At 70.8% G+C, this 21,002-nt stretch carries 23 protein-coding genes; 13 read left to right on the plus strand and 10 right to left on the minus strand.

The genetic code is table 11. The features are described from left to right. Positions 1 to 31: 31 nt before the first annotated feature. Entirely contained in the window at positions 32 to 856 is an 825-nt protein-coding gene (locus tag ACIRQ7_RS05515) for a putative protein N(5)-glutamine methyltransferase (RefSeq protein ID WP_404259996.1), read from the plus strand. Positions 857 to 974: 118 nt separating this feature from the next. Here ACIRQ7_RS05515 and ACIRQ7_RS05520 read toward each other — a convergent pair whose 3' ends face one another. Continuing rightward, entirely contained in the window at positions 975 to 1,484 is a 510-nt protein-coding gene (locus tag ACIRQ7_RS05520; RefSeq protein WP_404259998.1) for a GNAT family N-acetyltransferase, read from the minus strand. A 76-nt stretch (positions 1,485 to 1,560) separates the two neighbouring features. Then, a complete protein-coding gene (locus ACIRQ7_RS05525) occupies positions 1,561 to 2,154 on the minus strand; it encodes a DinB family protein (RefSeq protein ID WP_404260000.1) in 594 nt (197 codons plus the stop codon). Between the two features lie 259 nt (positions 2,155 to 2,413). Here ACIRQ7_RS05525 and ACIRQ7_RS05530 point away from each other — a divergent pair, with 259 nt between their 5' ends. The 3 genes from ACIRQ7_RS05530 (at position 2,414) to ACIRQ7_RS05540 (ending at position 4,067) form a co-directional block, all read left to right on the plus strand. Further along, positions 2,414 to 2,860, plus strand: a complete 447-nt coding sequence (locus ACIRQ7_RS05530) for a helix-turn-helix domain-containing protein (protein WP_404260002.1) — start codon at positions 2,414 to 2,416, stop codon at positions 2,858 to 2,860. 33 nt (positions 2,861 to 2,893) lie between these two features. Further along, a complete protein-coding gene (locus ACIRQ7_RS05535) occupies positions 2,894 to 3,571 on the plus strand; it encodes a hypothetical protein (protein WP_404260004.1) in 678 nt (225 codons plus the stop codon). Between the two features lie 148 nt (positions 3,572 to 3,719). Then, on the plus strand, positions 3,720 to 4,067 hold the full coding sequence (locus ACIRQ7_RS05540) for a DUF2516 family protein (protein ID WP_403675415.1): 348 nt from the start codon (positions 3,720 to 3,722) through the stop codon (positions 4,065 to 4,067). A 60-nt stretch (positions 4,068 to 4,127) separates the two neighbouring features. Here ACIRQ7_RS05540 and ACIRQ7_RS05545 read toward each other — a convergent pair whose 3' ends face one another. Beyond that, the gene (locus ACIRQ7_RS05545; RefSeq protein ID WP_404260006.1) at positions 4,128 to 5,696 is read right to left on the minus strand and encodes a SpoIIE family protein phosphatase; all 1,569 of its coding nucleotides are present in this window, start codon (positions 5,694 to 5,696) and stop codon (positions 4,128 to 4,130) included. A 424-nt stretch (positions 5,697 to 6,120) separates the two neighbouring features. Beyond that, complete coding sequence (locus tag ACIRQ7_RS05550) at positions 6,121 to 7,239, minus strand: NlpC/P60 family protein (protein WP_404260140.1); 1,119 nt, start codon at positions 7,237 to 7,239, stop codon at positions 6,121 to 6,123. A gap of 488 nt (positions 7,240 to 7,727) precedes the next feature. On the opposite strand from ACIRQ7_RS05550, the gene pstS reads away from it, so the two are divergent. The 4 genes from pstS to pstB all read left to right on the plus strand — a co-directional run bounded on the left by pstS (position 7,728) and on the right by pstB (position 12,033). After that, a complete protein-coding gene (pstS, locus tag ACIRQ7_RS05555; RefSeq protein WP_401461464.1) occupies positions 7,728 to 8,852 on the plus strand; it encodes a phosphate ABC transporter substrate-binding protein PstS in 1,125 nt (374 codons plus the stop codon). Between the two features lie 137 nt (positions 8,853 to 8,989). Next, positions 8,990 to 9,979 carry a phosphate ABC transporter permease subunit PstC gene (pstC, locus tag ACIRQ7_RS05560; protein WP_404260008.1) on the plus strand — a complete coding sequence of 330 codons (990 nt, stop codon included), beginning with the start codon at positions 8,990 to 8,992 and terminating at the stop codon, positions 9,977 to 9,979. Positions 9,980 to 10,052: 73 nt separating this feature from the next. Continuing rightward, complete coding sequence (gene pstA / locus ACIRQ7_RS05565; RefSeq protein WP_404260009.1) at positions 10,053 to 11,141, plus strand: phosphate ABC transporter permease PstA; 1,089 nt, start codon at positions 10,053 to 10,055, stop codon at positions 11,139 to 11,141. Between the two features lie 115 nt (positions 11,142 to 11,256). Further along, on the plus strand, positions 11,257 to 12,033 hold the full coding sequence (gene pstB, locus ACIRQ7_RS05570; RefSeq protein WP_401461459.1) for a phosphate ABC transporter ATP-binding protein PstB: 777 nt from the start codon (positions 11,257 to 11,259) through the stop codon (positions 12,031 to 12,033). A gap of 112 nt (positions 12,034 to 12,145) precedes the next feature. Here pstB and ACIRQ7_RS05575 read toward each other — a convergent pair whose 3' ends face one another. Next, positions 12,146 to 13,144: an anion permease gene (locus ACIRQ7_RS05575; RefSeq protein WP_401461457.1), complete on the minus strand. Its 999-nt coding sequence runs from the start codon at positions 13,142 to 13,144 to the stop codon at positions 12,146 to 12,148. 9 nt (positions 13,145 to 13,153) lie between these two features. Then, complete coding sequence (locus ACIRQ7_RS05580) at positions 13,154 to 13,774, minus strand: DUF47 domain-containing protein (protein ID WP_401461456.1); 621 nt, start codon at positions 13,772 to 13,774, stop codon at positions 13,154 to 13,156. Positions 13,775 to 13,968: 194 nt separating this feature from the next. On the opposite strand from ACIRQ7_RS05580, the gene ACIRQ7_RS05585 reads away from it, so the two are divergent. Beyond that, the gene (locus ACIRQ7_RS05585; protein WP_404260012.1) at positions 13,969 to 14,385 is read left to right on the plus strand and encodes a metal-sensitive transcriptional regulator; all 417 of its coding nucleotides are present in this window, start codon (positions 13,969 to 13,971) and stop codon (positions 14,383 to 14,385) included. A 28-nt stretch (positions 14,386 to 14,413) separates the two neighbouring features. On the opposite strand, the gene ACIRQ7_RS05590 is transcribed toward ACIRQ7_RS05585, so the two are convergent. Both ACIRQ7_RS05590 and ACIRQ7_RS05595 read right to left on the minus strand, forming a co-directional pair. Further along, entirely contained in the window at positions 14,414 to 14,635 is a 222-nt protein-coding gene (locus tag ACIRQ7_RS05590; RefSeq protein WP_403675428.1) for a hypothetical protein, read from the minus strand. Between the two features lie 141 nt (positions 14,636 to 14,776). Further along, a complete protein-coding gene (locus ACIRQ7_RS05595) occupies positions 14,777 to 15,643 on the minus strand; it encodes a hypothetical protein (protein ID WP_403675431.1) in 867 nt (288 codons plus the stop codon). Between the two features lie 170 nt (positions 15,644 to 15,813). On the opposite strand from ACIRQ7_RS05595, the gene ACIRQ7_RS05600 reads away from it, so the two are divergent. Both ACIRQ7_RS05600 and ACIRQ7_RS05605 read left to right on the plus strand, forming a co-directional pair. Further along, positions 15,814 to 16,005, plus strand: coding sequence for a hypothetical protein (locus ACIRQ7_RS05600; RefSeq protein WP_404260013.1), 192 nt, complete (start codon positions 15,814 to 15,816; stop codon positions 16,003 to 16,005). A 158-nt stretch (positions 16,006 to 16,163) separates the two neighbouring features. Then, on the plus strand, positions 16,164 to 17,780 hold the full coding sequence (locus tag ACIRQ7_RS05605) for an FAD-binding oxidoreductase (RefSeq protein ID WP_404260014.1): 1,617 nt from the start codon (positions 16,164 to 16,166) through the stop codon (positions 17,778 to 17,780). 110 nt (positions 17,781 to 17,890) lie between these two features. Here the strand turns inward: ACIRQ7_RS05605 and ACIRQ7_RS05610 are convergent, their stop codons facing one another. Both ACIRQ7_RS05610 and ACIRQ7_RS05615 read right to left on the minus strand, forming a co-directional pair. Continuing rightward, a complete protein-coding gene (locus tag ACIRQ7_RS05610) occupies positions 17,891 to 18,616 on the minus strand; it encodes a phosphatase PAP2 family protein (protein WP_404260016.1) in 726 nt (241 codons plus the stop codon). Positions 18,617 to 18,852: 236 nt separating this feature from the next. Beyond that, positions 18,853 to 19,860: an NlpC/P60 family protein gene (locus tag ACIRQ7_RS05615; RefSeq protein WP_401461444.1), complete on the minus strand. Its 1,008-nt coding sequence runs from the start codon at positions 19,858 to 19,860 to the stop codon at positions 18,853 to 18,855. 241 nt (positions 19,861 to 20,101) lie between these two features. On the opposite strand from ACIRQ7_RS05615, the gene ACIRQ7_RS05620 reads away from it, so the two are divergent. Both ACIRQ7_RS05620 and ACIRQ7_RS05625 read left to right on the plus strand, forming a co-directional pair. After that, on the plus strand, positions 20,102 to 20,224 hold the full coding sequence (locus ACIRQ7_RS05620) for a hypothetical protein (RefSeq protein WP_404260018.1): 123 nt from the start codon (positions 20,102 to 20,104) through the stop codon (positions 20,222 to 20,224). A 255-nt stretch (positions 20,225 to 20,479) separates the two neighbouring features. Continuing rightward, positions 20,480 to 20,791: a hypothetical protein gene (locus ACIRQ7_RS05625; protein ID WP_401461440.1), complete on the plus strand. Its 312-nt coding sequence runs from the start codon at positions 20,480 to 20,482 to the stop codon at positions 20,789 to 20,791. Positions 20,792 to 21,002: the final 211 nt, after the last annotated feature.

Here is a 21,002-nt window from a genome sequence, read left to right on the forward strand (position 1 = left end):
AGCGCCCATCGGCGCCCCGAAAGGCTCACCCATGTCGAACCACCCGTCACCGCCCGTCCCGCCCTCCCCCGTTCCCTCCCGATCCGACGTGATCACCAGGCTCCGGCGCGCGGGGTGCGTCTTCGCCGAGGACGAGGCGGAGCTGCTCATCGCCACCGCACCCACACCGGACGCGCTCGCCGCCATGGTGGCGCGCCGGGTCGTCGGACTGCCCCTCGAACACGTCCTGGGCTGGGCCGAGTTCTCCGGCCGACGGGTGGCCGTGGACCCCGGTGTCTTCGTGCCCCGCCGCCGCACCGAATTCCTCGTCGGCGAGGCCATCCGCCTCGCGAGGCGGACCGGCGACGGACGGGGGACCGTCGCCGTCGATCTCTGCTGCGGGTCGGGGGCCGTCGGGGTGGCACTGACCGCGGCACTGGCCGCGGTCGAGCTGCACGCCGCCGACATCGAACCCGCCGCGGTGCGCTGCGCCCGGCGCAATGTCGGCGCCGCCGGCGCGGTGTACGAAGGCGACCTCTTCGCGCCGCTGCCCGCCGGCCTCCGCGGCCGGATCGATGTCCTGGTCGCCAACGTTCCCTACGTCCCCACCGAAGAGGTCGGACTGCTGCCCCCCGAAGCCCGTGACCACGAGCCCCTGGTCGCGCTCGACGGGGGCGCCGACGGCCTCGACGTCCTGCGGCGCGTGACGGCCGAGGCACCCGGATGGCTGGCCCCCGGCGGCCATCTCCTGGTCGAAACGAGCGAGCGCCAGGCGCCGCAGGCCGTGGAAACCTTCGCCCGCAGCGGACTGCTCCCCCGGGTCGCCACCTGCGACGAGCTGTACGCAACGGTCATCATCGGCACCCGCACCGGATGACGACGGGCGGGGCACGGCACCACCCCCAGCTGCTCGGGCACGGCGCCGGATCGTCAACTCTCCTACGGAGAGGGCGATTCGGAGTCGCGACGGGCCCCGGCCACCCGCACCGCCCGCCCTACCGGGCAGCGGGCGGGCGGCCGGGGCCGAAGACGTAGAGCAGCTGCGGCTCGCCCCATTTGACGAAGCGTTCGGCCAGGGTGGCGCCGAGCGCTTCGAGCAGCCGCCGGGAGGGGCGGTTGGCCTCCTGTGTCACGGCGACCAGGCCGACGGCGGCCGAAGCGACCTCGGTCCGGGCCCACTCGGCGGCCGCGGCCACCGCCTCGCGGGCATAGCCGCGGCCACCGTGCTCCGGAAGCAGTTGATACGAGACCTCGGCGCGGCCTTCCCACGCGTCCGGCGCCACCACGACCATCCCGACGACCACCGCGTCCGCCGACCGGACCACGCTGAACGCGCCGGGCGCCGCCACACAGCCCCTCTCCCGCGCCCGGACTTCGGCTTCGGCGACCGGCCCGCCCAGATACCGGCGCACCTCCGGGTCGGTCCACAGCCGCGAGACGGCCGGAAAGTCGGCGGCCTCGATGGGGCGCAGCAACAACCGGGACGTCGTAAGGGAGATCGCCATCAATCCTGATCGCTCCAGCGCTTCCGCATTCCGCCCGGCCCGACCCGAACCGGTCCTGCCCGAGCCGGCCCGTGAGTTACGCGTCCCGGTCGGCTTCCTTGGCCGCGCGCTCCAGACGGCTTCGGTGGTGGGCCCACCATGCCGAATCGCCCGGCGCCATGGCGGAGTTGTCCCTTCGCATCCCCACGGCGCCGTCCAACAGTTCCCGGAGGACGTCGGCGTGGCCGGCGTGCCGGTGGGTGTCGGCGATCACCCGCACCACGGCATGGTGCAGCGTCACCTCGTTCCGGCTGCCCGGCCACCACGGCACCCTGCCCACCGTGTCCAGCGCCAGCGCGTCGAGGGTCGCGTCCGCGTGTGCCCACGCCCGGCGGTAGAGCTCCTCGATGTCCTCGCGGGACTCGTCGGCGGTGGCCCACATATCGGCGTTGGGCTCGGCGCCGTCCTCCAGCCACGGCAGCGGCTCGCCGGACGGCCGTCCGAAGGTGTCGCCGAGGTAGCCCAGCTCCACGCCCGCCGCGTGTTTGACCAGGCCCAGGAGGTTGGTGCCGGTCGGCGTCAGCGGGCGGCGGATGTCGTACTCCGAGAGGCCTTCGAGCTTCCACAGCAGGGCGTCGCGGGCGGCCTGGAGGTAAGAGTGGAGGTCGGTCTTGGGGTGGGATTCCGGCATGGGGTCAGTCTGCCGTCCGCGCGAGCGGCGGGCACCGTCTTTGCCCTTGCGCGCGACGCCCGGGGCGTCCGGGACGGCGAGCGCAGCGGAGCGGAGCGGAGCGCGCAGGGGATCAGATCGCTTGGGGCGGGTACCTGGTCGGCAGCGGCACAGCGGCGCAGCGCCGTCGGCGGCCGGCGTGGCCGGGTCGCCCCGCCACCTCCGACACTCCTGCTAGCGCTTGCTTGCAATAGTTAGCACTGCGAGGCACTATCGAGGCATGGCATCACTCAACGTCGGCAATCTCGGCGAGTTCCTGCGGGAGCAGCGGCGCACGGCGCAGCTGAGCCTGCGGCAGCTCGCGGATGCCGCCGGGGTGTCCAACCCGTACCTCAGCCAGATCGAGCGCGGCTTGCGCAAGCCGAGTGCGGACATCCTGCAGCAGCTGGCCAAAGCGCTGCGGATCTCCGCCGAGACGCTGTACGTCCAGGCGGGAATCCTCGACGAGCGGCGCGGTCTGGACGGGGTCGAGGTGCAGACCGCGATACTCACCGACCCCTCGCTGAACGAGAAGCAGAAGCAGGTCCTGCTGCAGATCTACGAGTCCTTCCGCAAGGAGAACGGGCTCGGGACCGGCGGCCTGGGCAGCGCAGCGAGCGGGTCCGAGGACGGCCGCGGTACGGACTCCCACGAGACAGAGGCCGACGGCGGCCCGCACGCCACCTGAGCGACAGATTTCGATTCCAGGAGGAACCACGTCATGGCCATCACCGATGACCTCCGCAAGACCCTGACCGACGCGACCCCGCTGTACGCCCTGGCCGGCACCGCCGACCTGGCCGCCGAGAAGATCGGCGAGGTTCCCGCGCTGGTCGAGAAGATCCGGATCGAGGCGCCCAAGCGCTTCGAGACGGTGCGCGCGACCGACCCGAAGGACGTGCAGGAGCGGGTCACCAAGCAGGCGAAGGACGCCCAGGACAAGCTGAACGAGCTGCTGGGCTCGCTGGACGGCGACCTGAAGAAGCTCCGCGAGCAGGCGCAGGACCTGGCGCTGCAGGGCGTGGGCCGCGCCGCCGAGTACGCCGTCAAGGCGCGTGAGACGTACGACGAGCTGGCCGAGCGCGGCCGGGGCGCCGTGCAGACCTGGCGTGGCGACGCCGCCGACCAGGTCGAGGAGCTCGCGGTGGCGATCGAGCCGGAGCCGGTGTCGAAGGGCGCCGACAAGGGCGCGCGGAAGAGCCCGGCGGCGGGCGGCAGCGCCAACGGGTCCTCCCACGGGACCGCGACCAAGGCCCCGGTCGCGAACGGGACCAAGGCGGAGGCCAAGGCCACCCCCACGACGCAGGCCAAGCCGGCCAGCGCGTCCGTGAAGAAGCCCACCCCGCCGCGCAAGCCGACCGCGCCGGCGAAGAAGCCCACCCCGCCGACGGGGAAGTGACACCTGCCGTCACACGGTGACGGCTGAGCGGACCGGGCACGCTTCCTGTGCCCGGTCCGTTGTGCGGGTACGGTGGGGCGGCACAGGTCCCGCCGGCAGGCTTCTGTGACCGGGACAACCAAGAGGGCGAACGGACGGTGTGGGCAGCGTGCTGATTTACGGGTTCCAGAACGTTCTGAGCTGGGTGCAGCTCGCCCTGGGCGTGTACGCCGCCGTGATGCTGATCGACGCGGCCGTGCGCCGTGAGGACGCCTATCGCGCGGCGAGCAAGCAGACCAAGGGCATGTGGCTGATCTTCCTGGTCATCGCCACGGCGCTGCTGTTCCTGCTGCCCCTGATGTCGTTCCTGCCGATCATCGGTGTCATCGCCGTGATCGTCTACACCGTCGATGTCCGCCCGGCGATCAAGCAGGTCTCCGGTGGGGGCCGCGGCCCGCGCCGCAGCGGCGGTTCCAGCTCGGACGGGCCGTACGGTCCCTACAACGGCGGCCGCTGAGCCGGTCCGCACACCGCTTCATCACGCCGGCGGCCCCGGAGGCCGCACGCGGAGCGGGACCTAGAACTCGCGCGCCCGCCGGTCGAGCAGCAGGACGGCCACGTCGTCCGTCAGCTCGCCGCCGTTGAGGTCGCGAACCTCCCTGACCGAAGCGTCCAGCAGTTCCTCGCCGCTGAGCCCGGCCGCCATCTGGCGGCTCACCAGGTCGGTCATGCCTTCCTGGCCGAGGCGCTGGTTACCTACACCGATCCGGCCCTCGATCAGGCCGTCGGTGTACATCATCAGGCTCCAGGAGCCACCCAGTTCGACCTGCCGGCGCGGCCAGCGGGCGGAGGAGAGCAGCCCCAGCGCCGGGCCGCCGGACTCGTACGGCAGCAGCTGCGGCGGCCGCCCCGCGCGGGCCAGCAGCGGCGCGGGGTGTCCGGCCAGGCAGAGACCGGCGCGCCGGCCGTCCGGGGAGATGTCGACGGTGCACAGCGTCGCGAAGATCTCGTCGTCCGCGCGCTCGTGCTCCAGCACCTTCTGGAGGGTGGAGAGCAGCTCGTCGCCGCACAGTCCGGCGAAGGTCAGCGCGCGCCAGGCGATGCGCAGTTCCACGCCGAGCGCGGCCTCGTCGGGGCCGTGGCCGCAGACGTCGCCGATCATCGCGTGGACGGTGCCGTCCGGGGTGCGGACGGTGTCGTAGAAGTCGCCGCCGAGCAGTGCGCGGCTGCGGCCGGGGCGGTAGCAGGCGGCGAAGCGCAGGTCGGAGCCGTCGAGCAGCGGCGTGGGCAGCAGGCCGCGCTCCAGCCGGGCGTTCTCCTGCGCGAGCATCCGGGATTCGCTGAGCTGGCGCTGCGCGAGGTCGGCACGCTTGCGTTCGACGGCGTAGCGGACCGCGCGGCTGAGCACCGCGCCGTCCAGCTCGTCGCGGAAGAGATAGTCCTGGGCGCCGACGCGTACGGCATCGGCGGCCCGCTCGGCGTCCGTCTCGGACGTCAGCACCAGCACGGCGTGCGCCGGTGCCATCCGCAGCACGTCACGCAGTGCGCCCAGCTCGTCGCCGGGGCCGCCCTCGGTGGCGCCCGTGGCGTGTTCCGGCCGCTCCGCTCGCTCCGGCCGCTCCTGCGGCGCCAGGTCGAGCAGGATGCAGTGCACGTCGTCGGTGAGCAGCCGCCCGGCCTCGGTGAGGTTCCGGGCGGTGCGCAGGCGCACCTTGCGGCCGGCCCAGTCCCACATGTCGGGGACCTGACTGTTGGGGTCCTCCCCGATGAGCAGCAGGGTCAGTCCCTGGGGCGCGGAGTCCTGGGGCGCGTTCAGGGGAGCGTCGAGGGAGGCGTCCCGGCCCGTCGCCGGGGCGGCTTCCGCCGTCCGGATCGCTGCCGGGTCGGCCGAAAGCTGCTGGTCCGGACCCTGCGGCGGGGCGGGGGACGGGGTCTCGACGGGGTGCGCGGAGGCGGCACCCCAGCCTCCGGCCTCCCGGGTGCTCGTGCCCCGTGCGGCCGTCTGCCGGGCGCTCATGCACGGAACCGCCGTGGCGCCCTCCGCCGGAAGACCGGCCGCGCGCGCGGCATCCGCGCAGGCGTCGTCCACCGGTCCGGCCTGGTGCGGCAGCACGGCCGTCCGCTGGTGCGGTACGGGTACGGGCATTCCTCTGCTTCCTTCCCTCCCCCCGAGGGTGCGGCGGGCGCCGACCGGCGCACCACCGTGCCCGGCTCCACGCCGTCCGTCGGTCAAAGGGGCGAGGCGCTACCGGGCACTGAAAGGCGACCATAGCGGCAGGACCGGGCGGTACGGAATGGCCGATGGCAATCGGCCATCGTCATATGCCGCCCCACATAAGCGATTTGACCTGGGGAGGGAGGAATGCGGAATGACGAACATCACCCCGCCCGACCGCGGTCAGCTACCTCTCGGCAACCGTATGAATGCGATCAATCCGGTCATGGGGCGAGACGATGACGGAACGCCGGAGAAGCGCGGCGGCACAAGGCATCGGCAGGCCCTTTGCATAAGGACCCGTGGGCGCCGCGCGGGAATACCGCCCATCAGGACGCAATAAGGTCCTCGGCGGCTATTTGTCGGGCCGGACGACGCCCAGGATCGGCATCGACCCGGCACCGGTGATCGTGATCTGCCGGCCGGGCCGCGGTGCGTGCACGATGGCACCGTCACCGATGTACATCCCGACGTGGCTGGCATCCGAGAAGTAGATGATCAGGTCGCCCGGCCGCATGTCCTTCAGGGCGACCCGGTCCAGCTGCCGCCACTGCTCCTGCGAGGTCCGCGGAATCGTCGTGCCGCCGGCCTGCCACGCGCGCAGGGTCAGCCCGGAGCAGTCGAAGGTGTCCGGCCCTTCCGCGCCCCACACATAGTCCTTGCCGATCTGTGAAGTCGCGTACGAAATGGCCTTCTTGCCGGTGCGGGACGCTTTGTTGTTGATGTCTTTCAGGACGCCGGAATCCAGCCACTTCTGCTGTTCCTTGAACGCCTGCGCGTCCTCCAGCTCCTTCAGCCGGTCCTTTTCCTTGGCGGCCAGCCGCGATTCCAGCTTCTTCGCCGAGTCAATCTTCTTCTTGATGTCCCGCTGCGCGCTTTCCTTCTTCTTGCGGTTCGCGTCCAACTGCTCCCAGCGGTCCGTGGCGGACTCCGAGTAGTCCTCCAAGTCGCCCTTGGTGCGGGCAAGTTGGTGCATCACGGTCTTTGCTGCCTGCTGCCCCTTACGGGCCAGGGTGGCATTGTCGAGAAAGCCCTCGGGGTCGGCGTTGAGCATCAGCTTCGCTTCGGAGGGGACGCCGCCGCCGCGGTACTGGGCACTGGCCAGCGCGCCCGCCTGCTTCTTGAGCGCGGTCAGCTTCCGCTGGGTCGCATCGATGTTCCGGGCCAGCTTGACGATCTCCTTCTGCTGGCGCTCGACCTGCTCCTTGGCGCCGTTGAAGGCGTCGGTGGCCTTCTCCGCCTTGCGGTACAGCGCGTCGATCTTCTTGCGTACGTCCTCAAGGCGCTTGAGCCCGGGGCTGAGCTCGGCGTCGTCGGCGCCCTTGCCCGCGCCCTTCGCCCCGCCCTCTCCGTCCCCCGCGCCCCGGTCGGCGCCGCGCGACGGGCTCGGGCCCGGCCCGGGGTCCGCGTACGCGGCCGTCGCCGTGCCGCCGAGCAGTCCCATCGCGCACAGGACCACCGCCGTGCACGCCACCACGCTCCCGCCCCGCCCGACTCGCGTACCCCGTATGCCCTGCACGCCCCGCACACCCCGCATGCCTCGTACGACCCGAACGTTCCGCTGTGCCCCCTGGCTCCCCACCAGCCACCTCCGGTCGATCCGCACCGATTCGCGTCTGCGCCTAGGCGCGGATGCTGCCATACCGGCCGGTAATTCAACAGAGCGACGCCCCGTTCACCGCCCGCCACGGCCAGGATTCCCGCATTTTCCCGCCGCCGTGACCCCCGCACGCCGTCGCACTCACCTGACGGCCGAGGTTCACCCTGCGTTCACTCCCCTCCATCGGCCGCTTCACCTGATCTGCCTAATTTCAGCCTTACCGAGTGCGCGTGACGCCCTCATGGCAAGCGCGGCCCGGCCGCATCACACCGCTCCTGCGGGACACCCACACCGCAGTTCACCGCCCCGTCCCCACCCCGCACGCCGAAGAAGCGGCGCGCCCCAGGAAGGAACTCTCGACAGTGAAGCTTCAGCGCAAGAACCGGGTTCGCGCCCTCGCCGTTGGCGCTCTCGCCGTCACCGGTGCCCTGGCCCTGTCCGCGTGCGGCTCCGACGACACCAGCGCCTCGGGGGGCGGCGGCGCGGCCGCGAAGCCCGCCAACGTCAAGTGCGCCGGCAAGGGCAAGCTCCTCGCCTCCGGCTCGTCCGCGCAGAAGAACGCCATGGACGTCTGGGTGCAGAACTACGCCGCCGCCTGCAAGGGCACCGAGATCAACTACCAGCCCACCGGCTCCGGCGCCGGCGTCACCACGTTCCTGCAGGGCCAGACCGCCTTCGCGGGCTCCGACTCGGCGCTCAAGCCCGACGAGGTCACGAAGTCGCAGCAGGTCTGCAAGTCCGGCAAGGCGGTCAACCTGCCGATGGTCGGCGGCCCGATCGCGGTCGGCTACAACGTCCCCGGCGTCGACAACCTCGTACTGGACGCCTCGACGCTCGCCCAGATCTTCGACGCGAAGATCACCAACTGGAACGACCCCGCGATCAAGAAGCTGAACCCGGGCGCCAAGCTCCCGGACCTCAAGATCCAGGCGTTCCACCGCTCCGACGACTCGGGCACCACCGACAACTTCACCAAGTACCTCAAGGGCGCCGCCCCGGCCGCCTGGAAGCACGAGCCCGCGAAGACCTGGGACGGCAAGGGCGGCCAGGCGGCCTCCGGCTCGTCCGGTGTCTCCTCGCAGGTCAAGCAGACCAGTGGCGCGATCTCGTACTTCGAGCTGTCGTACGCGACGGCCGGCAAGATCCCGACGGCCAAGCTGGACACCGGCGCCAAGGCCCCGGTCGAGGCCACCGTCGGCAACGCCTCCCAGGCGATCGGCGAGGCCGAGCAGGTCGGCAAGGGCGATGACCTCGCCCTGAAGCTGAACTACACCAGCAAGGCCGAAGGCGCGTACCCGATCACCCTGGTGACGTACGAGATCGCCTGCGACAAGGGCAACAAGGCCGAGACGCTGCCCGCCACCAAGTCCTTCCTGACCTACATCGCCTCGAAGGACGGCCAGGCCGCCCTCAAGGAGCTGGGCTACGCCCCGCTGCCCACCGAGATCGCCGACAAGGTCCGCAAGACCGTCTCCACGCTCTCCTGACACACCGGGCGGCGGCCCGGGACCCGCCCTACGGCAACGGCCCGCTCCTGGGCCGCTGCCCCGTAAGGCCCCAGGCCGCCGCCCGTCCGGTGCATCGCCGCCAGGAGCCCCCGCCGGCTCCGCAGACCGGAGAAACCATGAACTCGAACCCTTCACCCACAGCGCCGCCACGGACCGACGAGCACTCCGCCGTCTCCGGTAAGGCGGTCCGCCCCGGCGACCGGATATTCCTCGGGCTCTCCCGCGGATCCGGTATCGCCCTCCTGGTGATCATGGCCGCCATCGCGGCCTTCCTCACCTACCGCTCCGTCCTCGCCATCTCCGGCGACACGGCCAACTTCTTCACCACCCTCGACTGGAACGCCACCGGTGCGGAGCCCAAGTTCGGCATCGCGGTGCTGGCCTTCGGCACGGTCGTCAGCTCCGTCATCGCGATGGTCATCGCCGTCCCGATCGCGGTCGGCATCGCGCTGTTCATCTCGCACTACGCACCGCGCAGGCTCTCCTCGCCGCTCGGCTACGTCATCGACCTGCTCGCCGCGGTGCCCAGCATCATCTACGGCCTGTGGGGCGCGCTCTTCCTCGTCCCGCACCTGACCGGCCTCTACAGCTGGCTGGACGACTACCTCGGCTGGACCGGCATCTTCGCGTACGGCGACGGGGCCGCCCGGTCGCTGTTCACCGTCGGCATCCTGCTCGCGATCATGATCCTGCCGATCGTGACCAGCGTCAGCCGCGAGGTCTTCCTGCAGGCCCCGAAGATGCACGAGGAGGCCGCCCTCGCGCTCGGCGCCACCCGTTGGGAAGTCATCCGGATGTCCGTGCTCCCCTTCGGCCGCTCCGGCGTCATCAGCGCCTCCATGCTGGGCCTGGGCCGCGCGCTCGGCGAGACGATGGCCGTCGCCACGGTCCTCTCGCCCAGCTTCCTGATCACCACCAGCCTGCTGGACCCGGGCGGCGGCACCTTCGCCCAGAACATCGCCAGCAAGTTCAGCGAGGCCGACGACTTCGGCCAGGACGCCCTGATCGCCTCCGGCCTCGTCCTCTTCGTGATCACGCTGCTCGTCAACGGCGCGGCCCGGCTGATCATCGCCCGCCGCAAGGAGTACTCGGGAGCCGCAGCATGACTGAGCGCAGCGAACGAATCATCAAGAGGTGCGTGCTTCGCGAATGCGCTGCCGCGCGGAGCGGGGCAACGGCATGAGTGACGTGATCACCGAACGGCGGCCGGTGGCCGAACCCGGCGGCGCGCCCGCCCCCGTCTCCCTCAAGCAGCCCCGGCTGCCGCGCTGGACCCCGCCGGTGCTCGCGCTCGTCGCGGCCGGGCTGGGCATCGGGACCGGTGTCGTCGGCGGCCTGCAGAGCACCATCCAGTGGGGCCTGATCGCCGCCCTGCTCTTCATCGTCGGCACGTACGCGCTGGCCGCAGGCGTCGAGGGCGCCCGGCAGGCGAAGGACCGGCTGGCCACCAGCCTGGTCTGGATCGCCTTCCTGCTCGCCGTCGTCCCGCTGGTCTCCCTGCTGTGGGAGACCGCCGCCCGCGGCAGCAAGGTCCTGGACGGCTACTTCCTGTCCCACTCGATGGGCACCCTCCCGGACGCGATGGCCGGCGGCGGTATCTACCACGCGATCATCGGCACCCTGGAACAGGTCGGCCTGGCGACGCTGATCGCCGCCCCGCTCGGCCTGCTCACCGCGATCTACCTCGTCGAATACGGCAAGGGCAAGCTCTCCAAGGTCGTCACCTTCTTCGTCGACGTGATGACCGGCATCCCCTCGATCGTCGCGGGCCTGTTCGTCCTCTCCCTCTGGATCCTGATCCTCGGGTTCGGCCCGTCGGGCTTCGCCGGCTCCATGGCCCTGGCGATCCTGATGATGCCGGTCGTGGTCCGCTCCACCGAGGAGATGCTCAAGCTCGTCCCCAACGAGCTGCGCGAGGCGTCCCTGGCCCTCGGCGTCCCGAAGTGGCGCACCATCCTCAAGGTCGTCCTGCCGACCTCGATCGGCGGTATCACCACCGGCGTGATGCTCTCCATCGCCCGCATCACCGGCGAGACCGCCCCCGTGCTGCTCCTGGTGTGGGGTGCGAAGACGATCAACAACAACCCCTTCGAAGGGGCCCAGCAGTCGCTTCCGCTGTACGTGTTCCAGCAGTGGCAGCAGGGTTCCGAGGCCTCGTACGACCGGGCATGGGCCGCGGCCCTGGTCCTCATCATCTTCGTCATGGCCCTGAACCTGGTGGCCCGCGGCATCGCCCGCTGGAAAGCCCCGCGCGGGGGCCGCAGGTGACCCGCCGGAGCAGAAGCGAAACGACGTCCGACCTGCCGGCAGCGCCCGGCCGTTCGAGGCACCCGATAATGCGGCTCCGCCCTGCCGGGGCCTACGGAAAGAAGTAGTGATCCCCATGGCAAAGCGAATCGACATCAGCGGCCTCTCCGCCTACTACGGCGGCCACAAGGCCATCGACGACATCTCGATGAGCGTCGAACCGCGCTCCGTGACCGCCTTCATCGGCCCGTCCGGCTGCGGCAAGTCGACCTTCCTGCGCACCCTGAACCGCATGCACGAGGTCACCCCCGGTGGCCGCGTCGAGGGCAAGGTGATGCTCGACTCCGAGAACCTCTACGGCTCCGGGGTCGACCCGGTGGCCGTCCGCCGCACCGTCGGCATGGTCTTCCAGCGCCCGAACCCGTTCCCCACGATGTCGATCTTCGACAATGTCGCGGCGGGACTGCGTCTGAACGGCTCGTACAAGAAGAGCGAGCTCAAGGACGTCGTCGAGAAGTCCCTCAAGGGCGCCAACCTCTGGAACGAGGTCAAGGACCGGCTCAACAAGCCCGGCTCGGGCCTCTCCGGCGGCCAGCAGCAGCGGCTGTGCATCGCCCGCGCCATCGCCGTCGAGCCGCAGGTCCTGCTGATGGACGAGCCGTGCTCGGCGCTCGACCCGATCTCCACGCTCGCCATCGAGGACCTGGTCGGCGAGCTGAAGGAGCGCTTCACGATCGTCATCGTGACGCACAACATGCAGCAGGCGGCGCGCGTCTCGGACCGTACGGCCTTCTTCAACCTCGCCGCCGTCGGCAAGCCCGGCAAGCTGATCGAGATCGACGATACCGAGCGGATCTTCTCCAACCCGTCGGTCCAGGCCACCGAGGACTACATCTCCGGCCGCTTCGGCTGAGCCGCCCCGCACGTCCTGCGGTGCTGCATGGCGGTGCCACCGCACGGCGAAGGGCCCGCCCCTCCTACCGGAGGGGCGGGCCCATTTCTCTGCCGGCGACCGGCGCTCCCCGCTAGGAGAACGCCAGGTCGATCACCCAGTAGCCGAGCGCGGCGACCAGCGCCGCCGCCGGCATCGTGATGAACCAGCCCATCACGATGTTCTTGGCGACGCCCCAGCGCACCGCGCGCGGGCCCTTGGTCGAGCCGACGCCCATGATCGCGGAGGTGATGACATGCGTCGTGGAGATCGGCGCGTGGAACATGAACGAAGCGGTGTACATCACCGAGGCGGCCGTGGTCTCCGCGGCGAAGCCCTGCGGCGGGTCCAGCTCGATGATCCGCCGGCCGAGCGTCCGCATGATGCGCCAGCCGCCCGCGTACGTACCGAGCGAGAGGGTGAGCGCACAGGCCAGCTTGACCCAGATCGGGATGGCGTCGTTCGGCCCCTCGACATCGGCGATGACCAGGGCCATCACCACGACACCCATGGTCTTCTGCGCGTCCTGCAGACCGTGTCCGAGCGCCATACCGGCGGCCGAGACGGTCTGCGCTATGCGGAAGCCGCGCTTGGCCTTGTGCGGGTTGGACTTCCGGAACATCCAGAGGATGACGACCATCACCAGATAGCCGAGCACCAGGCCGATGATCGGCGAGATGAACATCGGCAGGACGACCTTCTCGATCACCCCGGTCCAGATCACCTCGGTGCCCCCTGCGAGCGCCGCGCCGACCATGCCGCCGAACAGGGCGTGCGAGGACGACGACGGCAGGCCGAAGTACCAGGTGACGAGGTTCCAGACCACCGCACCGAGCAGCGCGGCGAAGAGAATGCCCATCCCCTTGTTGCCCTGGGGAGTGGCGATCAGCCCTTCACTGACCGTTTTGGCGACCCCGCTGCCGAGAAAGGCACCGGCGAGGTTCATCACCGCGGCCATCGCCAGCGCCGCCCGCGGGGTCAGCGCCCGCGTCGAGACGGAGGTCGCGATGGCGTTCGCGGAGTCGTGGAAGCCGTTCGTGTACGTGAAACCGAGCGCGACCGCAATGGTCACGATGAGCGCGAAGGTGTCCATGGCCGGGGCTCAGGACTCCTTTACCGCGATGGTCTCGACGGTGTTGGCGACGTGCTCGAACGCGTCGGCCGCCTCCTCCAGGATGTCCACGATCTGCTTCAGCTTGAGCACGTCCATGGCGTCGTACTTGCCGTTGAAGAGGTGCGCGAGCAGCTTGCGGTGGATCTGGTCGGCCTGGTTCTCCAGGCGGTTTACCTCGATCCAGTACTCGGTGAGGTTGGACATCGTGCGGAGATTGGGCATGGCCTCGGCGGTCAGCTCGGCCGCCCGCGCCAGTACCTCGATCTGCTGGTCGACGCCCTTCGGCAGCTCCTCGACCTTGTAGAGGACGACCAGATCGACGGCCTCTTCCATGAAGTCCATGATGTCGTCGAGCGATGAGGCGAGGTTGTAGATGTCCTCGCGGTCGAACGGCGTGATGAAGGAGGAGTTCAGCTGGTGGAAGATCGCGTGCGTCGCGTCATCACCCGCGTGCTCCGCCGCCCGCATCCTCTCGGCGATCTCTGCCCGCGCGGAGGCGTCCGCCCCGAGCAGTTCCATCAGGAGCTTCGAGCCCGTGACGATGTTGTCCGCGGAGGCGGCGAACATGTCGTAGAAGCTCGTCTCCCTGGGGGTCAGACGAAAGCGCACGTGAAATCCTCGGGGTGCATCGGATTCGGTCGAGTTGATGCTAGGCGCATCATCCAGCCACTGCTAACCGGCATTCCCTCAGTGTCGCCCATCGGGCAGCATGCTCTGCACGGGGTACCGCCGGTGCCCGCAAAGTTCGTTACCATATACCTACCAGGGGTATCTGGATCGCCTAAATTCCACGGGAGACGGCCATGACGACCACGGACGCCGACACCAACGGCGGCACCGATGCCGCCGCGGCCTGCCACACCTCCCAGCCGGAAACCGCCCCCCAGGCCGACCCGAATGCCGTGACCGATCTCGCTCCGTCCCCTGCGACCGGGGGTGTCCACGGTTACGCCAAGCAAAAGGACGCCCACATCAAGCGACTGCGCCGCATCGAGGGGCAGATCCGCGGACTCCAGCGGATGCTGGAGGAAGACGTCTACTGCATCGACATACTCACCCAGGTCTCGGCGAGCACCAAGGGCCTGCAGTCCTTCGGCCTCCAGCTCCTGGAAGAGCACCTGCGGCACTGCGTCGCCGACGCCGCCGTCAAGGGCCCCGAGGCCATCGACGCCAAGGTCCAGGAAGCCACCAAGGCCATCGAGCGGATGCTGCGCACCTGAGCGCCCCGCCCGCCGCCCGGAACGCCGGCTAGCCGCGCCCCGACGGAGCCGACCGCGTCACACCCCGCCCGCCGCCGCTCTCCCGCTCCGCGTCCACCTCGACATCCAGCACCTCGTCGATACGGTCCGGACTGAGCCGGTCCTCGCTCGCGGCCGCCGCCGCGATCATCAACTCACCGATCAGGTCGATCTCGACGAGGGCGACGTGGTCCTGGCCGTTCGCATGACGGTGCGCGGCCACGTACAACACCTCCTCCTCCGGGGGCCTCCCGCACCTGGCGGTGGCCACAGCCCAGAGTAGGGACGGGCGCACGCTCCGCGCATGGCACGGATGGACCATTTCCGCCATCCGGCATACGCCCCGGACACGTGCCCCGGTGGCCGCCCGCCCTCACGGCGCCGTGGCGGCGATCTTCCCCGCGTAGATGTCCCGCCCGTCCGGCAGCCGCGGCGCGACGTGCCCCCCGAAGCCGTGCAGCTCGGTCGTCGAGGTCACCGACGCACCCTTGGGCGTCCCGTTGGCGAAGTGGAACCGCTCGCGCACCTTGCGCAGCCGCCCCGCGTCGTCCAGATACGCGTCGAACGGCACGACATCGGTGGTGAACCCTTTCTCCGCGGCGGTCAGCGCGGGCTTCGTCCGCGCGGAAGCGGCCGCCGCCGCCACCCCGATATCCGTCGTCCCGCTGTAGTGACGGACCCTGACCCCGTGCAGCCGCACCTTCCCCCGGTACGTCACCTCCCGTGCCCCGCGCAGCAGTTCGGCGGCGGCCAGCGGATCGGTCGCACCGCCGGTGACCACGTTCCCGTCCGCCAGCGAAGCGGTGTCCACCCGCACCCACTTGTCGGCCGGCACCCCCGCCCCGCGGTTCTTCATGTAGAGGGCGCCCGGCGCGAGGATCTCGGTGATCGGCTGCTGGCCGCCGCGCGGCAGGCCCGCCGGATCGGGGAGGACGACGCGCAGCTGTCCGCGGCCGGTGCGGAAGTCGTAGCTGCCGGTGCCGCGGATCGTGACGCGGGTGCCGCCGCTGGCGGTCTCCATCTCCGTACGGACCGCGGCGGAGCCGGCCCGGACCAGCACGTCGGCGCCGCGCCGGAGGTCCGCGCCGGCGGCGGGGAGAGCCTGGCCGGCCGGAGCCTGGTCGTCGGCCGCGGCACCGTGGGGCGAACAGCCGGTCGCCAGCAGCCCGACCGCCAGACCCGTGCCGCACGCCACGGCCACGGCACCCGCGCCACCGCCTCGTCTGTCCTGGCCCACCATCGTCTACGCGCCCCCTCGGCCGCTGGGTTCGAGCACGGCCGCTGCCGGCCGCTCGGATCCGGACGGTCGCCGCTGCCGCCTGCTTGTCAGACGGTGCGTCAACCGCCCCGTTCAACGACCGCAGCGAAGGCCCGTCACGCACGGCCACCCGGGGCGCGTAGCGTGGCCGGGTGCCCGACCGAGCCCCGCACGACGTACCGCCGGCCGCCGCCCCGCGGCACCGCACCTCCACCACCGAACGCGGTTCCTTCTGTCTGGCCCGCTGTGACTGCGGCTGGCGGGGGCCCGCGCGCCGCGCCCGCTCCCAGGCGCGTACCGATGCCGAGCGCCACCTGGCGGACGTCGCGGCGGCCGGCGGCTGAGCCCCGGAACCCCCGCATGGCGGAACGATCCGCTCCGCCCTGGAACCCGCAACGCCCGCACCGCATCTGGGTAATGAGAAGACGCACAGCGGGCCAACGGGCCCGCTCGGCCACCGGGACGTACGACGACGCGTACGGCATCGAGGGGGACTCATCCAGTGAAGCGGCGCACACTCCTGCGGACCGGTGGCGGGCTCGCGGCGACCTCGGTCGTCTGGGCAACCGGCTGCGACAACACCGGCGGATCGAAGGCGGCGTCCTCGCAGTCCGCCACGGGCGGCGCCACCGGCACCGCCGCCGCGAATGCCGGCACGGCGACGTCCCCCGTCGGCGCCGCCGGGGCGAAAGCGCCCAAAACCGCCTGGAACGCGCTGGGCAAGAGTCTGGACGGCCGCCTGGTGCAGGCCTCCGACGCCGCGTACGCCACCGCCCGCCGCCTCTACAACACCCGCTACGACACGCTGAAGCCCTCGGCCATCGCCTACGTCAAGCACCCGTCGGACATCGCCGAATGCCTCGCGTTCGCCCGCCGCCACGACACCCCGGTCGCCATCCGCAGCGGCGGCCACTCCTACGCGGGCTGGTCCAGCGGCAACGGCAGGCTCATCGTCGACGTCTCCGCCCTCTCCACGGTCGGCGCGCCGTCCGGCGGCACCACCCGGATAGGCGCCGGCGCGAAGCTCATCGACGTCTACGAAGGTCTGGCACCGCACGGCGTCACGGTCCCCGGCGGCTCCTGCCCGACCGTGGGGATATCCGGCCTCACCCTCGGCGGCGGCCACGGAGTGGTCTCCCGCGCGTACGGCCTGACCTGCGACAGCCTCGTCGGCGCCACCCTCGTCACGGCCGACGGCAAGACCGTCGACTGCGACAAGGCCGAGCACGCCGACCTCTACTGGGCGCTGCGCGGCGCGGGCAACGGCAACTTCGGCGTGGTCACCGAACTCCGCTTCCGTACGCATCCGGCGCCCCGCGCGGTGATGGCCTATATGACCTGGCCCTGGGCCAAGGCGGCGAAGGTGCTGGCCTCCTGGCAGAAGTGGGGCCCCGTGCAGGCCGACGAGATATGGTCCGCCTGCCATCTGGACGCCCGCCCCGGCGGCACCCCGGTCGTCTCCGTCGCGGCCTTCTCCCTCGGCAGCTACCGCGAACTCCAGAACGCCGTCGACAAGCTCGCCGACCAGAGCGGCGGCCCCGGCCCCGCGACCACCGTGCACCTCACCCCGACCGGCTACCTGGACGCGATGGAGTCGTACGCCGGCTGCTCGTCCAAGTCGACCGCGCAGTGCCACGCGCCCGGTTCGCTGCCCGGCCAGACCGGCGCGGGCCAACTGGGGCGCGAGACCTACGCGGCCCGCTCGCACTTCTACGACCGCTCGCTCTCCGCGACCGGCATCCGCACGATGATGGACCAGATCGAGAGCGCCGGGCACAAGGGCGTCAACGGCAATGTCGCGCTCACCGCGCTGGGCGGCGCGATCAACCGGGTGGGCCGGACCGACACCGCGTTCGTGCACCGCGGATCACGCTTCCTGGCGCAGTACTTGGCGTCCTGGCCGGCCGGCGGTTCGGCGGGATCCCGTACCGCATGGCTGGATTCTTTCCACAGCGCGATGCGCCGCCACGCCTCCGGCGCCGCGTACCAGAACTACACGGACCCCGGCCTCACCGACTGGAAGTCCGCCTACTACGGCCCGGCCGCCGCCCGCCTCGCCAAGGTCAAGCAGACCTACGACCCGCAGCGGCTGTTCAGCACCTTCCCGCAGGCCCTCTGAGGCGGCGCCCCGGCGGACGCATCCCGGAGCCGGACATGCTGACGGCCCGGCCCCCGAGGGGGAACCGGGCCGTCAGCATCCGCCAGGTCCTCAGCCGGCCGGCAACACCCTCAGGCGGCCAGGTCCTTGTCACGCCCGCTGTGCCGTGGCGGGACGCCCGCGGCCACCACCCGGCCGTCGTCCGCGCCCTCGTCCGCGCCGTCCCCGGCCGGCGAAACGGCGCCCCGCGCGCGCACCAGCCACCCGATGCGCGACCGGCCGATCGCCGTCATCAGCGGGACCAGCAACGCCTGCGCGAGCGGCGCCAGCAGCAGCGCGACGGCGGTGCCCAGCGCGAAACCGCCGACCACATCGGTCGGGTAGTGCACGCCCATGTAGACCCGGCAGAAGCCCTCCGCCAGCGCCAGCGCGATGCCGATCAGGCCGAACTTCCGGTGAGCGACGAACAGTCCCACGCCGACCGCCATCGTCAGCGTCGCGTGGTCGCTCACGAACGAGAAGTCGCTCTTCCCCGGGATCAGCACGTCCAGCCCGGCGTGGTCCTTGAACGGCCGCGGCCGGCCGACGAACGCCCGGATCGGGATATTGGCCAGCAGCGCGAGCCCGGCGGCCAGCGGCGCCCAGACCAGGCCCGCGACGGCGGCCGGCGCGTCGGGCCTGCGGCGGGCGGACCACCAGGCGACCAGACACAGCACCGCGAGTCCGGCGATGAGGCCGTACTCACCGATGTACTTCATCGCGCCGTTGAGCCAGTGCGGGGCGTCCTTGGCGAGGCCGTTGATGCCGTCGAGCACGTCGACGTCGGGGTTCGGCCCCTCCAGAGCGAGTCCAGCCATCTGCCGCGGCCCCTTATCTTTCGCGCGCGCGAGCGCCTACGAGTGCTGCCAACCCCCGTGGTCATTGAACGTCCGCCGTCCCGGACCGGCTGGGCGCCGACCGGGCTTGAGGCAATCCTTGCTACGTCCCCACGCCAAGGAAACGTCATCCCCGGCCCCGGCGTTCCGCCCTCCACCGGATGATCACCAGGACGTTATCGAAGCTTGACTCGTCGCCGCAGTTCAGGGCCCTATGTTCACGCAGCGTTCGCGGTGGGGAGCGCTTTTGCGCCATCCGAGGTGACGCGGGTCGCGCCGATGTAGTCCGGGGTGTCGATCTTGTCGAACCGGATGACGGCACCCGTGTACGGCGCGTTGATCATGTAGCCGCCGCCCACATAGATCCCCACGTGGTGAATCGTCCGCGGGTCCTTCAGGTCGTACGCGAAGAACACCAGGTCGCCCGGCAGCAGCTCGTCGCGCTTCGGATGGGGCCCGGCGTTCCACTGATCGTTCGCCACCCGCGGCAGCTCGATGCCCACCGAGTGATAGGCGGCCTTGGTCAGCCCCGAACAGTCGAACCGGCCGTTCTGCTCCGCCGTGCCGTTCCCGCCCCACAAATACGGCGTACCGAGCTTCTCCTGCGCGTAATAGATGGCTGCGGCCGCCGCCTTCGACGGCGCCACCCGCCCCACCGGCGCCTCGAAGCTCTTGGCCAGGGTCGTGATGACCTTCACGTAATTCTGCGTCTCGCGGTACGGCGGCACGCCGTTGTACTGGATGACGCGGTAGGCGCCGGCGTTGTACGCGGCGAGCATGTTGCGGGTGGCGTCGCCCGGCGCGTCCTTCACATACTTCGCCAGCTCGCAGTCGTACGACGCCGCCGACGGAATCGCGTCCTCCGGGTCCCAGACGTCCTTCTTGCCGTCGCCGTTCCCGTCCACCCCGTGCGTCTGCCAGGTCCCCGGAATGAACTGCGCCATGCCCTGCGCCGCCGCCGGACTCTGCGCCTTCGGGTTCCAGCCGCTCTCCTGATAGAGCTGCGCGGCCAGCAGCGCCGGACTGATCGCCGGGCAGAGGGTGCCCCACTTCTGCACCAACGACTGATACGCCGCCGGCACCGCGCCCTTCGCCAGGCCCACCGCCCGCCCGCCGTTCGCCCCGGCCAGCCCCGCGGCGGCGGTGTACGTACCGATCACGAGCAGCCCGAGCAGGGCGAGCACCAGGCCCACCCCGACCCCGCCGGCAATCCAGAATTTCCGCACCCGACAACCCTCCCCCATTCAGCGGCGGTTCACTGCCCTTTCGAACGCACGCCCGCGAGTTGCCGCCACCGGCCGACGCACGGGACGGCGCGGGGGCGGCCAGGGCGGGCGCAGGGGGCGGAGCGGCCCGGGGTCCGGTCACAGGCCGCCATAAGCCCCTGTGACCCGTCACACGTCCCGTCGGCGCCCGCGCTCCCCGGGGTGCGCGACACTGAAGGGACACCCAGGACAGGACGCACGCATGGATCCGCAGAACGAGAAGCAGATGAACCGTCACCTGTGGTGGCGTGTGGGCTACTTCCTGTTCGCCATCCACCTGGTGGCGCTCCTCATGATCTTCGCCATGTCGCACGCCCCGGAGTAGACCCGCGACGCCACCGACCGGCCGCCGCCCCCTCCCCGATGATCATTGCTCAGCGTGACGGAGCGTGATACACACGGTGAGACTAATGGTTTCAGTGGACGGTATGCGTGCCCCTGTTCACGCCACTCCCACCGGATCCGTCAAAGAAAGCCGCCAAGTCGACATCCCATGGCGAATTTGTCGGCGAAGATAGAGGCTGACCTGTGCCATGCGGGCACAGGACACAACTACCCATAAGAGGCGGTGAGTTCACACATGTTCAGTGCTGCACCCGACAAAGGCGATATCACCACCATCATCGGCGGAATCGCCCCGAGCTGGGGACCGTTCGGGAGCCTGGGCACCGAAGCCCGCGTGATGATCGAAGTGGTCATGGCGATCGCGATCCTGCTGTGCCTCGGCATCGCGATCTGGGGCGCGGCCAAGCAACGCATCGGCGCCACGGCCCTCCGCGACACCTTCAGCGCCGAGCAGGGCAAGGGCCTGATCGTCGCCGGCCTGACCGGAGTCTTCATCATCGGCTCCCTGGGCACGGTCTTCACCATCGTCTACGGCATGGCGGTCTAGCGCCGCAGCCATCCGCCCCACCGCGCACGCGCCCGTCCCGGCGCCGCCCCCATGCGCCCCCGCCCGCCACCTCTCCGCCGCCCCGTGCCTCCATCGCTCTCCCGCAGGCCCCACCCTCCCTCCCGAGGCCCCATGCTGACGCCCACTCACCCCGGCCCGAAGACCCCCGCACCGCGCCCCCTCCGGCCCTGCGACCAGCGGACGGGTTGGG

Source organism: Streptomyces sp. NPDC101393, assembly GCF_044767385.1.
Classification (GTDB): domain Bacteria; phylum Actinomycetota; class Actinomycetes; order Streptomycetales; family Streptomycetaceae; genus Streptomyces.

Bases quoted from the DNA above. Each gene is read 5' to 3' on its own strand.
- ACIRQ7_RS05545 (WP_404260006.1), bottom strand. From the start codon at position 5,696: ATGCCCGTACCCGTACCGCACCAGCGGACGGCCGTGCTGCCGCACCAG.
- pstB (WP_401461459.1), top strand. From the start codon at position 11,257: ATGGCAAAGCGAATCGACATCAGCGGCCTCTCCGCCTACTACGGCGGC.
- ACIRQ7_RS05585 (WP_404260012.1), top strand. From the start codon at position 13,969: ATGACGACCACGGACGCCGACACCAACGGCGGCACCGATGCCGCCGCG.
- ACIRQ7_RS05610 (WP_404260016.1), bottom strand. From the start codon at position 18,616: ATGGCTGGACTCGCTCTGGAGGGGCCGAACCCCGACGTCGACGTGCTC.
- pstA (WP_404260009.1), top strand. From the start codon at position 10,053: ATGAGTGACGTGATCACCGAACGGCGGCCGGTGGCCGAACCCGGCGGC.
- ACIRQ7_RS05535 (WP_404260004.1), top strand. From the start codon at position 2,894: ATGGCCATCACCGATGACCTCCGCAAGACCCTGACCGACGCGACCCCG.
- pstC (WP_404260008.1), top strand. From the start codon at position 8,990: ATGAACTCGAACCCTTCACCCACAGCGCCGCCACGGACCGACGAGCAC.
- ACIRQ7_RS05515 (WP_404259996.1), top strand. From the start codon at position 32: ATGTCGAACCACCCGTCACCGCCCGTCCCGCCCTCCCCCGTTCCCTCC.
- ACIRQ7_RS05595 (WP_403675431.1), bottom strand. From the start codon at position 15,643: ATGGTGGGCCAGGACAGACGAGGCGGTGGCGCGGGTGCCGTGGCCGTG.
- ACIRQ7_RS05530 (WP_404260002.1), top strand. From the start codon at position 2,414: ATGGCATCACTCAACGTCGGCAATCTCGGCGAGTTCCTGCGGGAGCAG.
- ACIRQ7_RS05520 (WP_404259998.1), bottom strand. From the start codon at position 1,484: ATGGCGATCTCCCTTACGACGTCCCGGTTGTTGCTGCGCCCCATCGAG.
- ACIRQ7_RS05625 (WP_401461440.1), top strand. From the start codon at position 20,480: ATGTTCAGTGCTGCACCCGACAAAGGCGATATCACCACCATCATCGGC.
- ACIRQ7_RS05620 (WP_404260018.1), top strand. From the start codon at position 20,102: ATGGATCCGCAGAACGAGAAGCAGATGAACCGTCACCTGTGGTGGCGT.
- ACIRQ7_RS05575 (WP_401461457.1), bottom strand. From the start codon at position 13,144: ATGGACACCTTCGCGCTCATCGTGACCATTGCGGTCGCGCTCGGTTTC.
- ACIRQ7_RS05525 (WP_404260000.1), bottom strand. From the start codon at position 2,154: ATGCCGGAATCCCACCCCAAGACCGACCTCCACTCTTACCTCCAGGCC.